This is a genomic window from Streptomyces sp. NPDC037054, from assembly GCF_055606745.1.
Genome location: NZ_JBVJSJ010000008.1, coordinates 263148 through 276773 on the forward strand (window position 1 = coordinate 263148; position 13626 = coordinate 276773).

General features: G+C 74.9%; 8 protein-coding genes and 2 tRNA genes. 7 read left to right on the plus strand and 3 right to left on the minus strand.

Annotated features, from left to right (window positions below; translation table 11 throughout):
* Positions 1-5 precede the first annotated feature (5 nt).
* On the minus strand, positions 6-890 hold the full coding sequence (locus ACZ7D7_RS21245) for a bifunctional DNA primase/polymerase (protein WP_470826127.1): 885 nt from the start codon (positions 888-890) through the stop codon (positions 6-8).
* Positions 891-1259: 369 nt separating this feature from the next.
* On the opposite strand from ACZ7D7_RS21245, the gene ACZ7D7_RS21250 reads away from it, so the two are divergent.
* The 3 genes from ACZ7D7_RS21250 (at position 1260) to ACZ7D7_RS21260 (ending at position 4432) form a co-directional block, all read left to right on the plus strand.
* Positions 1260-1586 (plus strand): hypothetical protein, encoded by a 327-nt coding sequence (locus tag ACZ7D7_RS21250; protein WP_470826128.1) that lies wholly within the window; start codon positions 1260-1262, stop codon positions 1584-1586.
* A gap of 453 nt (positions 1587-2039) precedes the next feature.
* On the plus strand, positions 2040-2618 hold the full coding sequence (locus tag ACZ7D7_RS21255) for a SigE family RNA polymerase sigma factor (RefSeq protein WP_470826130.1): 579 nt from the start codon (positions 2040-2042) through the stop codon (positions 2616-2618).
* Positions 2619-2755: 137 nt separating this feature from the next.
* On the plus strand, positions 2756-4432 hold the full coding sequence (locus tag ACZ7D7_RS21260; RefSeq protein ID WP_470826132.1) for a long-chain fatty acid--CoA ligase: 1677 nt from the start codon (positions 2756-2758) through the stop codon (positions 4430-4432).
* Between the two features lie 191 nt (positions 4433-4623).
* Here the strand turns inward: ACZ7D7_RS21260 and ACZ7D7_RS21265 are convergent, their stop codons facing one another.
* Both ACZ7D7_RS21265 and ACZ7D7_RS21270 read right to left on the minus strand, forming a co-directional pair.
* Positions 4624-10053: a PAS domain S-box protein gene (locus ACZ7D7_RS21265; protein ID WP_470826134.1), complete on the minus strand. Its 5430-nt coding sequence runs from the start codon at positions 10051-10053 to the stop codon at positions 4624-4626.
* A 249-nt stretch (positions 10054-10302) separates the two neighbouring features.
* Positions 10303-10848: an SSI family serine proteinase inhibitor gene (locus ACZ7D7_RS21270; protein WP_470826135.1), complete on the minus strand. Its 546-nt coding sequence runs from the start codon at positions 10846-10848 to the stop codon at positions 10303-10305.
* Positions 10849-11043: 195 nt separating this feature from the next.
* Between ACZ7D7_RS21270 and ACZ7D7_RS21275 the strand changes: the two genes are divergently transcribed.
* From ACZ7D7_RS21275 to ACZ7D7_RS21290, 4 genes are all read left to right on the plus strand, one after another.
* A tRNA-Ser gene (locus ACZ7D7_RS21275) sits at positions 11044-11134 on the plus strand.
* Between the two features lie 221 nt (positions 11135-11355).
* Positions 11356-11428 (plus strand) — tRNA-Arg (locus ACZ7D7_RS21280).
* A 62-nt stretch (positions 11429-11490) separates the two neighbouring features.
* Positions 11491-12543: a hypothetical protein gene (locus ACZ7D7_RS21285; protein ID WP_470826136.1), complete on the plus strand. Its 1053-nt coding sequence runs from the start codon at positions 11491-11493 to the stop codon at positions 12541-12543.
* 108 nt (positions 12544-12651) lie between these two features.
* Positions 12652-13551: a DUF2797 domain-containing protein gene (locus ACZ7D7_RS21290; protein WP_470826138.1), complete on the plus strand. Its 900-nt coding sequence runs from the start codon at positions 12652-12654 to the stop codon at positions 13549-13551.
* Positions 13552-13626 lie beyond the last annotated feature (75 nt).

The following is a 13626-nucleotide window of genomic DNA, read 5'->3' on the forward strand; positions in this document are numbered from 1 at the left end:
CCGGGTCAGGGGCGCTGGCCCGTCAGGCGGGCCGCTGAGGTGATCGTTGCGCGGGCCTCCCGTTCCGTCAGGCCGGTGTTGAGGGCCGCGTCGACCAGCGCGTCGACCAGGGCGGGGCCGATGCCGTCCTCGTAGGCGCGGCAGGCCGCCCAGAACAGGCGGGTGTTGCGCTGGCCCTCGTGTGCGGCGAGGACGAACTGGACGAGGCCCTGGCCGTGGTTGCCGGGCGGCGGGGAGTCGGGGGAGCCGGCGTCCCGCGGGCGGGGCGTGCGCGGTGGGGGCAGCAGGAGGCGCAGCAGGGCGGGCGGGCAGGGAGCCGGCGGCAGGTGCGCCGTGCCGGGTGCCGTGGTGTAGACGCCGTGGTCGGTGCGGGAACCGGGGCCGACGAGGTAGCCGCCCGCGCCGCGGATGTCGATGCCGGGGGCGAGCCGGCCCGCGGAGTTGGGGACGACGGCGTCGGGCGGACCGCTCAGCCACAGGTGCCGGCCCCCGCTGGGGGTCAGGACGACGACCGTGGCGGGGATCGTGAACAGGTGCCGCAGGGCGAGTTCGCGCAGAGCGACCGAGGAGTCGGTGTCCGACTTCACGTCCAGGTCGACGCCGATGAGGTGGTGCGGGGGCAGTCCGCAGGCGATGCCGTAGCCGGTCGCCCGGGGTGCGGCGGCGAACAGTGCCCGGATGCGGACCGGGTCGGTGGAGGCGTCGTACACCCCGTGGCCGAAGCGGCCGCACTCGCCGTGACAGGGGCCGGCCTCGGGGTCGTCGCGGTGCGGGGAGCGCAGGGCCGGGAGCTTCGTCCGGGACAGGGGGATGACGGCCAGCCCGCGTTCCGCGGCTGACAGGGCGTGCGCGAGGGCCAGTGTCGTGGCCTGCCGGTCGGTGGTGGCCATGGCTCCATGTTCGTACGCACGTTCGAAAAAGGGAAGCGGGGCTCGCCGGGGCGGGCGAGTTCGGCGGGAAATCGGTCCGAACCTGCCCGAACGCTTCCTCCCTTGCCGCGCCTGGAGTGTGAGGGGTTCCTGCCTGGCCGGGGTGGCGTTTTGACGGCTATGCCGGGTTTATCGACTTGTCATCACGCTTGCGAGCGAAAGGTCCGGTCCCGTCGGTTCGCCGGGGGCGGGGTGGGCAACTCTGCTCTCGCGACGTCGTGATCAAGACCGGGGCGGTCGGCCAACTTCCCTGGTGGAAGCCGTATTTCATGTCATTCGCGCACCCGCCGCAGGACAGCCGGCCGGTGCGCACCCTTCTGGAGGATCACCATGGCAAGCATCCGTACCGCTCGCGTCATCGCCGCCGTCTCCGCACTGCCGCTCGCGGCGGCCCTCTTCTCCGGCGTCGCGACGGCGGACAACGGCGCCTTCGCGGACGGCGGATCGAACGCGGCCGTCTCGACGGGCCTCGCCGGCGTCATCGGCAGCGGCGTCGGCGGCAGCAACAACGGCAACTCGTCCACCACGCAGCAGCAGGCGACCGGCTCCGGCGCCTCGAACCAGAGCAACACCGCACAGGTCGACGGCTCCGCGTTCACGGCGGTCAACCAGGGCAACGACAACACCGCCGTCAGCTTCAGTCCGCTGTGGTGGTGAGCCCCGGTGGGCCCGGTGGGTCCGGTCGGCCCGGTGAGCCAGTGAATCGATGACTGGTGACTGGTGACTGGTGACCGGTGGCTGGTGACCGGTGATCGGTGAGCCCGGTGACGGTGAGTCGGTGGGGCGAGGAGGGGAACATCTGCGCGGCGGTGCCACGGCGCCGCCGCGCAGGCGTGTCCGGCGGCGGCGTGCGTGATCACCACCAGCGACCACCACCAGCTCAACCCACGGCGTGGCCGCCCGGCCCGCCCGGTCCGCCCAACCCACGGCGTGGCCACCCGGCCCGCCCGGCCCGCCCGGCCCACCCCCAAGGGGAAACCCGCAGTACGTCTCGTCCCCTCGTCCACCTTCAGGAGGTGCGGCGAACCCCACCCCTACAACCTGAGGGGGATCCCCCTTCGGGACCTGCGGGCGATCCGCCCGACCCCCCGTCGCTCCTAGCGTTGAGCCATGACCACACCCGTCTGCACCAACGCCTCAGGGGCCGCCGCGCCGGCGACGCAGACCCGCCCGTCCCGCCCGTACCGCCCGTACCCGTCGTTCGCGTCGTACGTGACGGCCCGCCGCCCCGTGCTGCTGCGGACCGCACGGTCGCTGACCGCCAACCCGAACGACGCCGAGGACCTGTTGCAGACGGCGCTCACCAAGACGTACGTCGCCTGGGAGCGCATCGAGGACCACCGCGCCCTGGACGGCTACGTGCGCCGCGCGCTGGTGAACACCCGGACGTCCCAGTGGCGCAAGCGCAAGGTCGACGAGTTCGCCTGCGACGAACTGCCCGAGCCCGAGCCGCTGCCCGGCCTCGACGACCCGGCCGAGCAGCAGGCGCTGCACGACGCCATGTGGCGGGCGATCACGAAGCTGCCCGCCCGGCAGCGCGCGATGGTGGTCCTCCGGTATTACGAGGACCTCAGCGAGGCCCAGACGGCCGAAGTGCTCGGCGTCTCGGTCGGCACCGTGAAGTCGGCCGTCTCCCGGGCCCTCGGCAAGCTCCGCGAGGACCCTGACCTGGGACTTGTCCGGCAGTGAGGGCCTCGACCCGGGGGCGGCCTGTTCGAACCTGGGGTGAGCTGAGCGATGTCGTGAACTGATCGATCATCCATCCCTAGTGACATACCGCGTGGTATGTGCGCAGAATCAGCGCAACCCTTACCGCCGCGTAGGCAATGTCGCCCCGGGAGGACACCGTGCTGAGCACGATGCAGGACGTACCGCTGTTGATTTCGAGGATCCTGACGCACGGGGCCACGATCCACGGCCGCTCCCAGGTGATCACCTGGACCGGGGAGCCGGAGCCGCACCGCCGCTCGTTCGCGGAGATCGGCGCCCGCGCCGCCCAGCTGGCGCACGCCCTGCGCGAGGACCTCGGCGTCGCCGACGACGACCGTGTGGCCACTCTCATGTGGAACAACGCCGAGCACGTCGAGGCGTACTTCGCGATCCCGTCCATGGGCGCGGTCCTGCACACCCTGAACCTGCGGCTCCCCCCGGAGCAGCTCGCCTGGATCGTGAACCACGCGGCCGACCGCGTCGTCGTCGCCAACGGCTCACTGCTGCCGCTGCTCGCGCCGCTGCTGCCCCACCTGAAGACCGTCGAGCACGTCGTCGTGTCCGGACCGGGCGACCGTTCCCTGCTCGCCGAGGTCTCGGTCCAGGTCCACGAGTACGAGGACCTGGTCGCCGGCAAGCCGACCACGTACGACTGGCCGCAGTTCGACGAGCGGCGTGCCGCCGCGATGTGCTACACCTCCGGCACCACCGGCGACCCCAAGGGTGTCGTCTACAGCCACCGCTCGATCTACCTGCACTCCATGCAGGTCAACATGACCGAGTCGATGGGCCTGACCGACCAGGACACCTCCCTGGTCGTCGTCCCGCAGTTCCACGTGAACGCCTGGGGCCTGCCGCACGCCACCTTCATGACCGGCGTCAACATGCTCATGCCGGACCGCTTCCTCCAGCCCGCGCCGCTCGCCGAGATGATCGAACGCGTCGGGCCGACCCACGCCGCCGCCGTCCCCACCATCTGGCAGGGCCTGCTCGCCGAGCTGACCGCCAAGCCCCGCGACGTGTCCACCCTCACCCACGTCACCATCGGCGGCTCGGCCTGCCCGCCCGCGCTGATGGAGGCGTTCGACAAGCTCGGCATGCGGGTCTGCCACGCCTGGGGCATGACGGAGACGTCCCCGCTCGGCACGGTCGCCCGTCCCCCGGCCCACGCGGTCGGCACGGACGAGGAGTTCGGCTACCGCCTCACCCAGGGCCGCTTCGCCGCCGGCGTCGAGGCCCGCCTCACCGGCCCCGGCGGCGAGCGCCTGCCGTGGGACGGCGAGTCGGCCGGCGAGCTGGAGGTGCGCGGCCCCTGGATCGCGGGCGCCTACTACAACGGCCCCGACGCCGACCCGCTGCGCCCCGCCGACAAGTTCAGCGAGGACGGCTGGCTGAAGACCGGCGACGTCGGCACCATCAGCCCCGACGGCTTCCTCACGCTCACCGACCGCGCCAAGGACGTCATCAAGTCCGGCGGCGAGTGGATCTCCTCGGTGGAGCTGGAGAACGCGCTGATGTCCCACCCGGACGTCGCCGAGGCCGCCGTGGTAGCCGTACCCGACGAGAAGTGGGGCGAGCGCCCGCTGGCCACGGTCGTCCTCAAGGAGGGCTCCACCGCTGACTTCCAGACGCTGCGCGCCTTCCTCGCCGAGGAGGGCAAGATCGCCAAGTGGCAGCTCCCGGAGCGCTGGACGGTGATCGAGGCGGTCCCGAAGACCAGCGTCGGCAAGTTCGACAAGAAGGTGCTGCGCCGCAAGTACGCGGAGGGAGACCTGGACGTCACCCGGCTGTGACGCCGCGAAGGGCACGTACTGTGACGCCGCGAAGGGCACGAACTGTGACGCCGCGAAGGGCACGTACTGTGACGCCGCGAAGGGCACGAACTGTGACGCCGCGAAGGGCACGTACGGTGTGAAGGGCGGGGCTGCCACGGCGGCCCCGCCCACTTCTTGAGGCCAGTTGATGCCCGGTCGGTCGGTACCGGTCAGTTGGTGCCCACGCGGGCCAGCAGGTCGACGATCCGGGCCTGCACCTCGGCGCTGGTGGACCGCTCCGCGAGGAACAGCACCGTCTCGCCCGACGCCAGCCGCGGCAGGTCGGCGGGGTCGACGGCGGCCGTGTAGACGACGAGCGGCGTGCGGTTCAACTGCCCGTTCGCGCGCAGCCAGTCGATGATCCCGGCCTGGTGCCGGTGCACCTGCATCAGGTCCATCACGACGAGGTTCGGCCGGAACTGCGACGCCAGTGTCACCGCGTCCTGGTCGCTCGCCGCCCGCGCCACCTGCATCCCGCGCCGCTCCAGCGTCGCGGTGAGCGCCAGCGCGATCTCCGCGTGCTCCTCGATCAGCAGCACGCGCGGCGGGTGCTGCTCACTGTCCCGGGGCGCCAGCGCCTTCAGGAGTACGGCGGGATCGGCGCCGTACGCCGCGTCCCGCGACGCCTGCCCGAGCCCGGCCGTGACGAGGACCGGCACCTCCGCCGCCACGGCGGCCTGCCGCAGCGACTGGAGCGCGGTGCGCGTGATGGGACCGGTCAGCGGGTCCACGAACAGCGCGGCGGGGAACGCCGCGATCTGCGCGTCGACCTCCTCGCGCGAGTGCACGACGACGGGACGGTAGCCGCGGTCGCTCAGCGCCTGCTGCGTCGAGACGTCCGGCGCGGGCCACACCAGCAGGCGCCGCGGGTTGTCCAGCGGCTCGGGCGGCAGCTCGTCGTCCATCGGCTGCGGACGCGGCGGGTCCGCCACCTCCACCGCACCACCGGGGCCGTCCAACGGCTCCGGCCCCTCGGCCGCGTTCTCGTCCGGTGCTCCTATGGCGTACGACCGCCCGGAGCCCTCGGTCCCGGCCGCGAGCCGCGACTGCCCGGCCGACGAGGAGGCCGGGGCCTGCCCGGCGGGCGCGGACTGGGCTGACTGCGCGGACGGCACGGACGGCGCGGACTGGGCGGGGGCCTGCGGGGTGGCCTGCGGTGCGCCCTGGGCCGCCGCGGCCTGGTCCGGGCGTCCGGCGGCCGGGTCGGGCGGCGTCCCCAGCTTGCGCCGCCGCCCCGAGCCGCCCGGCTGGTGCGGGGCGGGGGTCGCCGGCGACTGCGGCTGCTGCACCTGGGCCGCCTGCCGGGTGAACGGCACGCCCTGCCCGAGGGTGCGGACGCTGATGGCGCGTCCCTGCGTGGAGTTGGGGTCCACGGGCGCGGCCGCCGCGGCTGCCGCCTCGGCGGGCAACGGCTGCGCGACCCGGGCGGGCTGTCCGCCCTGGCCGGGCTGCGGACCGTTCGGCGCGGCATGCCCCGGCTGATCCGGCTGCGCGGGCGCGGCACTCTCGGGCGGCAGCGGCGTACCGGGCGCCGGCGTGTGCGGCTGCGCGGCCGGGGGAACGCCGGGTGCGCCGGGCGCGGGTACGTCGCCGCCGGGGGCGTTCGCGGGCACGGGGCCGGCGAGACCGTTGGGCGGCACGGGGGCGGCGATACCGGGCGGAGGCACGGGCGCGGCGCCGTTGGGCGGCACGGGGGCGACACCGGGCGGAGGCAGGGCCGGGCTGCCCTGCGGCGGAACGGGAGCGTGTCCGTGCGGAGGCGTGGGCGCTGTGCCGTTGGGTGGCACGGGCACGGGTGCGGTGTCCTGCGGCGGAAGGGGCGCGGCGGGGTTCGGCGGCGTGGGGGCGGTGCCGTTGGGAGGTACGGGGGTGCCCGCGCCGGGGGTGTTGTGCGGGCTGGGCCACTGCTGGGGAGCCGGGGTGCCCTGGGCCGGGGTCGCCTGGCCGGGCGGGACCTCGGCGGGGAGGGGCTGACCGACGGGGACACCCGGAGCGGGCGCGCCCTGCGCGGGGATGCCGTGCGCCGGGGTCACCTGGGCGGGTGTGCCGTGCGCCGGGGTCACCTGGGCGGGTGTGCCGTGCGCCGGGGTGGCGTGTGCCGGGGTGCCCTGCGGGGGCGTGCCCTGAGCGTGGGGAGCCTGACCGAGGGCCGGCTGACCCGGAGCCGCGTGACCCGGAGCCGCGTGACCCGGAGCTGCCTGGCCCGGAGCCGCGTGGCCCGGGCCGGGCAGGCCGGGGGCGACGGGGGCGGGGGCGGTCTGGCCCAGGGGGACCTGCGGCGGCAGTGGGTGTCCCGTGGCGACAGCCGGCTGCTGCGCGGGCAGGCCGAGGCCGCCGGACGTGTCCTGCGACGCCGGGCCCGGCTGGACGGGGTTCGGCCCGCCCGGAGCGTTCGCGCCCGGTACGGCGGGCGAGCCCTGTGCGGGCGTGGCCGTGCCCTGCGCCGGAACGGGGACAGCTTGGCCGGGGGCGCCCTGCGGAGCCGGTGCGGGAACCCCGTGCGGCGCGGGAACACTTGGAACCGGGGCCCCTGGGACTGCGGCACCCTGAGCCGGTACTCCGTGCGCGGGTGTCGTCCCCGGAGCCGCCGGAGCCGGAGCGGGCGATCCCTGGCCCGGCACGCCCGGCACGCCCGGCACGCCACCGTGCGCGGGGACTCCGTGAGCGGGCGTCCCCTGGGCGGCGGAACCGTCCGTCGGCTGCGCGACCGCCCGCCGACGGCGGCCCGTCGGCGCGCTCGCGGGATGGGGCTGCGGAGGCGTGTGGTCGCCGGACTGGTCGTGCGGTACGGCGTCGTGCCGACCGTCGTCGATCATGCCGTCACCGGCGGCAGCGGGCCCGGGCACCTGCACCTGGCCACCCGGCCCGGCGACGGGCGCCTGCGCCTGGGGCTGCCCCGGCGCGGAGCCCTGCCCGTGCCCGGGGACCGGCCCCTGCCCAGGAACCTGCCCGGCAGCCGACCCGTGCCCCGACCGCCCCGGGCCCTCGGCCTGCCCACCAGCAGCACCGGGACCCGCACCAGCACCAGCACCGGGACCCGCACCAGTACCCGCACCCGGACGGACATGCGGACCTTCCGCCTCCGCCGAACCTTCCGCCCTGTCGGCCTCGGCCGGCGGCAGGGCGAAGACCGTGCGCGGTCCCGCCTCCTGCGCGGCGGCGCGCTCGTTCGCGGCGGCCAGGGCGCGGCGACGGCGCCCCGTCGGCTGGGCGGACTCGGCCTCGGAGACGTTCTCACCGGACGGAGCCGGCAGCGCCGGCGGCAGCGCGTGCTGTTCGCCCGTGTCGCGGCGGGCACGACGTCCACCGGGCGCGGGCACGCCCTGCGGCGGCACCGTCCCGCCCAGGTTGTTGCCGGTCGCGGCGGTCCCGGCGGCATGCTCGGCGGCGGTGACGACGGCGCCCTCGGCCGCGGCACCCGCACCTGCGGCCCCCGCACCCGCACCTGCGGCCCCCGCACCCGGGCCACTCCCGCCTGCCGCGGCACCCGCGTCCTCCGCAGGCCGCCCACGGCGTCGCCCGGTACCACCGGAAGCCACCTCACCCGCGCCCGGACCCGAGCCGGCGGCTGCCTGCCCCGGCGCGGCCTCGACCGCGCGGCGCCTGCGCCGGCCCGTCGGCGCGGCGGCCTCGGTGTCACCGTCACCGGGCGCGCCCTGCACGCCGCTCTCCAGGAACGCGTCCACGGACGACCGCCGCGCCCGACGCCGCCCACCCCCGGAACCCTGCTCACCGGAAGCGCCGGAAGCGCCGGAAGCGCCGGAAGCGCCGGAAGCACCCGCGGCACCCGAAGCGCCCGCGGCCCCCGGAGCCCCGGAAGCCGCGGCGACGACCGCCGACCCCCCGCCGGAAGCCGCGGCCTCCCCCTCCGTCGGCCCTTGTGCCGGTGCCGGTGCCTGCGCCTGCTCCAGCGCCGGAACCTGGGCCGCGACCACCCCGGCCCCGCCCCCGATCGGCACCTCGAGGACGTACGCGCTGCCGCTCATCCCCGGCACCTCGTGCGTCTGGAGCACGCCGCCGTGGGCCCGCACGATCCCGCGCACGATCGGCTCGTGCACCGGGTCTCCCCCGGCGTACGGCCCGCGCACCTCGATCCGTACGACCTCGCCGCGCTGCGCCGCCGCGACGACCACGGTGTTGTCCATGTAACCGCCCGTCGACACGGGCGCGTTGCCGGTGGAGTCGACGCCCGCGACGTCGGCCACGAGGTGCGCGAGCGCGGTCGCGAGCAGCCGGGGGTCGACCTCGGCCTCGATGGGCGGCGCGTGCACGGCGAACTGCACCCGGCCCGGCCCGATCAGCTCGACGGCACCGTCGACACCCGAGGCGACGACGGCGTCCAGCATGACCTTGGTACGGGCGACGGCCTGGGCGCCGGTGTCGAGCTGCTGGTACCCGAGGACGTTGTCGATGAGCGTCGTGATGCGGGAGTAGCCGGCCGAGAGGTGGTGGAGCACCTGGTTGGCCTCGGGCCACAGCTGCCCGGCGTCGTCGGCGGCGAGCGCCGCCAGCTCGCGGCGCAGCTCCTCCAGCGGCCCGCGCAGCGACCGCGCGAGCAGGGTGAGCAGCTGGTCGTGCCGGGCGGCCAGCGCCTCGTAGCGGTCCTTCTCGCGCTCGCCGAGCGCGGCGTACCGGTCCTCGCCGGCGGCGAGCTCCTCCGCGTGCTTCTCGCGGAGCTCCTCCAGCTCGGTCACGTGCTGCTGGCGCAGCGCGGTGAGCTCGGAGGCGTGCTCCTCGGCGATCCGCTCCAGCTCCTCGGCGTGCCGCTGCTCCGCCGTCTCCTTCTCCTTGACGACGGCGTCGTACGGCCGCCGGTCGGTGAAGGTCATGACGGCGCCGACGAGCTGGTCGCCGTCGCGGACGGGCGCGGTCGTCAGGTCGACGGGCAGCTGGTCGCCGCTCTTGGAGTACACCACCTGCCCGCGCACCCGGTGCTTGCGCCCGGAGCGCAGGGTGTCGGCGAGCGGCGACTCCTCGTAGGGGAACGGCGAACCGTCGGCCCGCGAGTGCAGCACGAGCGTGTGCAGCTCGCGTCCGCCGAGGTCGCTGGCCCGGTATCCCAGTATCTGGGCGGCGGCCGGGTTGACGAGGACGATCCGGCCCTCGGTGTCCGTGCCGACGACGCCCTCGGAGGCGGCCCGCAGGATCATCTCGGTCTGCCGCTGCGAACGCGCCAGCTCGGCCTCGGTGTCGACGGTGCCGGACAGGTCGCGGACGACGAGCATCAGCAGTTCGTCGCCGGTGTAGCCGTAACCGTCGTAGGCCTGCTGGCCGTTCTCCAGATTCGCGCTCGTGACCTCGACCGGGAACTCGGTGCCGTCCGTGCGGCGGGCGATCATCCGGGTCGGCTTGGTCCGGGCGCGCGGGTCGATGTGGTCGGGCCGCCGCATGGAGCCGGGGATCAGCTTGGAGTCGAACTGCGGCAGGAGGTCGAGCAGTCCCCGCCCGACGAGCGCGGTGCCGGGCGTCTCGAAGGTCTCCAGGGCGATGGTGTTCGCGTTGACGACGGTTCCGTTGGCGTTGACCAGGACCAACGCGTCCGGCAGCGCGTCCAGTATGGCTGCGAGGCGAGCAGCGCCTCGGGATGGCCTGCTGCTCACGAGACGCTTCCTCCCTGTTACCGCACCTTGCCGACCGCTCGGGCCATCTTGCCAACCGTCCCGCAGCGTGTCACGCGAGGGAGTCTAAGGGCTGACGTTGCGCTCGCGACGCCGGATGAGAGGGACGTCGCACGAGGAAGTGACGGCGAAGTGCCGCGGAACACGTCCCCGCCTGCGCACACTTCGCCGTACCTTCGCGCGACCTTTACGCACCTCTTGCCCGTGCTTCGGAAAACCTGTTCGGTCCCGTCACCTCATGTCGGGCAGCAGCGGCACGAGCCGGTCCCAGCGCTCGATCTGGCAGCCGTTGCTGCGGTCGTACGTCGTGTCGACGGGGCGCCCGGCCCAGGTGCCGGTGACGCGGGCGGTGGCCGGACCGCCGTACTGCATGGTGCAGGCGGCGCCCTCCGGGACCGGGGCGAAGGCGTCCTGCCCCCACCGGGTGTTCCGCTCCACGGCGGCGCAGGCCCGCGCCGGCTGCGGGTGGCTGCCGCCGCGCGGGTGGCAGGACAGCTCGTACGTGCCGTCGGCGCCGCGGCCCGCGTCCCGCACGGTGACGACGAGGTGGTCGCCGGCCCGGTCCTCGTCCCGCACGGGCGGCGGCATCAGCATGGCGGGACCGACACCGGCGTGCGCGACGGAGGGCGACGCCGCGAGCGATCCGAGCGCGGCGAGGGAGCCGGCGACGCCGACGACGAGCCGGCGCAGCGCCGGACGGGACGGGCGGACGGCTCGCGGGGTGCGGCCGGGGGCGGCGTGCGCGCCGGCGGCGTGGGGGGTGATGACGTGAGACATGCCCTGACTAACGCGCCGGCCCGCCGGACGTTGCGCGCGGCACCTCCGACCGGCGCGGATGCCGACCCACGGACGGACAAGGGCTTTGCCCTGCGGCCCGCCTGCCTAGTACCGTGGGGGGCGATTGGTGACACCGCGCTCGACTGTGTCATCATCGGCACGCACCGATCGCGCCCGCGCGCGAAAGAGTGTGCTGGAGGCGTCGCCTAGTCCGGTCTATGGCGCCGCACTGCTAATGCGGTTTGGGTTTTACCGCCCATCGAGGGTTCAAATCCCTCCGCCTCCGCGCAAGATCACCGAAGCCCCGGCCCCAGCGGCCGGGGCTTCGCTGCGTCCCGGCCGCGCACGCCGTGCCCCGCTACCCCGCCGAGCCCTCTCAGAACCTCGTTTCCGCAGGTCACAAGGGGTGAGGCAAACGGATTTCACATGACGGCGGCAGTCATGTAATGTTCTTCCTGTCGCCGCGAGCGGGCCGAAAGGCCGGAAAGCGGCGGGAAAACAGAACAAGCACTCGTAGCTTAACGGATAGAGCATCTGACTACGGATCAGAAGGTTGCAGGTTCGAATCCTGCCGAGTGCACACAGCTCAAAGGCCCCGCCGGTTCGCCGGACGGGGCCTTTGACATCAGTGGGGGAGGCATCATGAGCACCGGCGAATCGCCCCTTCCCGCCCAGGCGCGGCTGATCGAGACGCTGGCGACGGAACTGGCCGCGGCCCAGCCGGGGGACTGGGACCGCATCCGGTTCCAGGCGTTCGTCGTGGACGAGCGCACGCAGACGCACTGCCTGGCCGAGCGCGGCGGAATGCCCGCAATGACGCGCGAGGCGGGGACGGCGGTGTTCGCGGAGGCCCTCGCCGAACTGCGCGCCGTCATGTACATCCCCGGCTCGGGGACGTGGTTCGGCATGACGCTCACCTTCACCGCCGAGGACCGTGCCGAGACCACCTTCGACTACGACACCGAGCCGTATCTCCTGCCTCCCCCCGACCCGGACGCATACGCACGGGACCTGGCGCGGTTTCCCCGTGACGCCGACAAACAGCCGGCGTGGCTGCGCGAGCGGCTCTCCTGGGCCGTGTTGACGCCACGGCAGCGGGAGCTGGCCGACCGCGGCGTGTTCCACCTCCAGGGGCGGCCGATGCTCGGTGGCTCCCGCCCGCTGTTCCCCGTCACCGTGCTGCCCGACGAGGACGCCGTCGTCGTCACCTCGGGGTGGACCGGCGCCGGGGTGCACGTCGCGGCGGACGGGACGGTCCGCAGCCTCGACGAGCCGCCCGCCGCCCCGACTGCCCTCGCCGCCCCGACTGCCCCCGCCGCTCCGACTGCTCTCGCCGCTCCGACTGCCCCGGTCGCCCCGGCGACGGGGTTCCGGTCCGTGCCCGATGCCGGGCTGACCGACCTCCAGCGTGAACTCGCCGCGCACGGCCGCTCCCTGCTCGCGCGGCTCGCCGCCGCTGCGGGGGAGGCGTTCGACGAGGCGAGCACGGCCGTCGTGCCCGTCGGCGACGACGCCGTCGCCGTGGTGCGACGGATCCGCGGCGGCGGAAAGATCTACGTCGCGGCGGACCGCACCGTGTACTGCGTCGGCTCGGCGGTCGACTTCGACACCGGGCTGCGCGCGTTCCGCGGCGGCGCGCGCACGGCACCCGGGGCGTTCCCGGCCCCGCCCGGGGCGCCCGGCTCCGGCCGCTGAAGCCGGCTCCTGCGGAACGGGCCGCTCTCCTCGACCGGTTCGCCCGCGCGTCGCTGTGCCGGGCTTGTGCCCGGGCGTTGTCAGTGGGGGCCTCTACTGTCGTGGGTGATGGCTCGGGTATGGATGTGTGCGGGGCTGCGGTGGGCGGACGGCGGGCCCGTGCTCGTGTGGGACGGCGGGCGGCGCAGTGCGGTCGCGCCGGGGCAGCGGGTGGGCTTCGGGGTGGTCGCGTCGGGGGTGCGGACGTGCGTGGGGGCGCGGGGGTATCCCTGTCCCGTCAAGGCGCCGGTGAGCGCGCGGAGTACGGGCGCGCGGTGCGAGGAGTGCGCGCGGCTGGACCGGGCGCACTCCGTGGCCGCCGACACGGTCGCCGACGATCCCCGGCCGTACCGCGTGTATCTGGCGTGGTTCGGGCCCGGCATGGTCAAGGTCGGGATCACCGCCGTCGAGCGGGGCTCGGCGCGGCTGCTGGAGCAGGGGGCCGTCTGTTTCACCTGGCTCGGCACCGGACCGCTGATGGCCGCCCGGCGGACCGAGGAACTGCTGCGGGCCGCCCTCGGCGTCCCGGACCGCATTCCGTACGCCGCCAAGCGCGCCGTGCGGTGCGTGCTGCCCGCCGGGGAGGCCGAGCGGGCCGCCGAGATCGCCGGGCTGCACGCGCGCGCCGTGGCGCTGGCCGCCTGGCCCGAGTCGCTCACGGCCGAGCCGTTCCGTCCGGTGGATCACGTAAGGCACTTCTGGCGGGCCGGGGCGCCGGCCGCCGTCGGGGAGGTGACCGAGCTGGTGCCGGGCGGCGCGGTGAGCGGCGAACTGGTGGCAGTCGCGGGGCCCGACCTGCACTTGGCGACGGGGCGTGGAGTCGTCGTGCTCGACACGCGGCTGATGACCGGCTGGGGGCTGGTGCCGTCGGGTGACTCCCGGGGGTCCGGGGACTCGCCGGGGCCCGGGCGGGCCTTTCCCGTACGGGAGTTCAAGGCCGTCGGCGGGGTGCAGGACGGATTGTTCTGACGCCGGCGGGCGGTGGGCCGTGGGCGCGGGCGCCGGTGGTGGGGCGGTGCCGCGCCGGCAGCCGGCGCCGGCCAG

Excerpts from the sequence above, each read along its gene's own strand:
- ACZ7D7_RS21245 (WP_470826127.1), bottom strand. The coding sequence starts at position 890 with ATGGCCACCACCGACCGGCAGGCCACGACACTGGCCCTCGCGCACGCC.
- ACZ7D7_RS21250 (WP_470826128.1), top strand. The coding sequence starts at position 1,260 with ATGGCAAGCATCCGTACCGCTCGCGTCATCGCCGCCGTCTCCGCACTG.
- ACZ7D7_RS21255 (WP_470826130.1), top strand. The coding sequence starts at position 2,040 with ATGACCACACCCGTCTGCACCAACGCCTCAGGGGCCGCCGCGCCGGCG.
- ACZ7D7_RS21260 (WP_470826132.1), top strand. The coding sequence starts at position 2,756 with ATGTCGCCCCGGGAGGACACCGTGCTGAGCACGATGCAGGACGTACCG.
- ACZ7D7_RS21270 (WP_470826135.1), bottom strand. The coding sequence starts at position 10,848 with ATGTCTCACGTCATCACCCCCCACGCCGCCGGCGCGCACGCCGCCCCC.
- ACZ7D7_RS21285 (WP_470826136.1), top strand. The coding sequence starts at position 11,491 with ATGAGCACCGGCGAATCGCCCCTTCCCGCCCAGGCGCGGCTGATCGAG.
- ACZ7D7_RS21290 (WP_470826138.1), top strand. The coding sequence starts at position 12,652 with ATGGCTCGGGTATGGATGTGTGCGGGGCTGCGGTGGGCGGACGGCGGG.